This window comes from Mesorhizobium sp. M4B.F.Ca.ET.089.01.1.1 (genome assembly GCF_004022605.1).
In the GTDB taxonomy this organism is placed as follows: domain Bacteria; phylum Pseudomonadota; class Alphaproteobacteria; order Rhizobiales; family Rhizobiaceae; genus Mesorhizobium; species Mesorhizobium abyssinicae.
The window spans coordinates 1-917 of the sequence record NZ_RZOS01000977.1; the positions used below are offsets into that span (position 1 = coordinate 1).

Here is a 917-nt window from a genome sequence, read left to right on the forward strand (position 1 = left end):
GTACGACAGGGTCAAGGCCGCCGATAAAATCGCCTCGATCTGCTCGGCCTGGAGCAGATGTGGCGCCGGTCTTGGGCTCTTCCGCGATCCGAACGCGCCTTTAGGTAGCACGGCGTGCCCGGAGTCCTCTGCTCGCAGAAAAATGGAGAAGCGACGCAGGTGATTGTATATGACCCGACCACGCTCGGGCGAACATGCCTGGTTGCACCACTCATGGATCCTATCGGTGGTAACATGCGTGTCGCCGCATTTATCGGCGTAGTGGCCAAATCTGGTGAGGGCGTGTTCGCCTTCAACGAACTTGGCGCCGAGCTTGCGGCGGTAGTCAACATAGCGCTCCACGTGCTCGATCAGCATGCCGCACCTCCAATCCAGGGCTGCGCCACCTCACCTAACTTGTTAAAATCCAGCTTCGCATAGATCGCGGTTGTATCTGGCTTCCTGTGCCTGAGCACCGTACCGATCGCCTCCAGGGTCGAGCCCTCTCGCAGCATGGCGGTCGCAAGCGAGTGACGGAAAACGTGCGATCCGGAAGGGATGCCGGTCAGACCGGCTCGCTCGATTGACTTCCTGACGACCCATCCAACGATACTCGAACGAGCGAACGACCGATGTGGTGCGTTCATTCGCAAGAAGAGATGCCTGTCTGGGACGGTTGGTCGAACGTGTTCGATATAGGCCAGGATCGCCTCCCCGGCGTCTTGGGGAAGCGGGAGTCGGGTCGCACGCCTGGACTTGCCAGATACGCGGATCGTGCCCTGATCCCAATCGATATCATCGAGTTGCAACGTGGCGATGTCCCCGGCACGCAGCCCGAGCCTGGCCAGCAGCATGATCAATGCCCGGTCACGAATGCCCCTGCGCGTCGATGGATCGCATGATGCGATGATGCGTTCGATCGACTCGCGATCGATGTA

General features: G+C 59.9%; 1 protein-coding gene and 1 pseudogene. Both read right to left on the reverse strand.

The annotated features are described in order from the left end of the window. Window positions 1–357: pseudogene (locus EN780_RS35450) on the reverse strand (integrase); the annotation flags it as partial. Further along, window positions 351–917: site-specific integrase (locus tag EN780_RS35455; RefSeq protein WP_145971038.1), on the reverse strand; the 567-nt coding region annotated here is incomplete at its 5' end. The pseudogene EN780_RS35450 and the gene EN780_RS35455, both read right to left, overlap by 7 nt.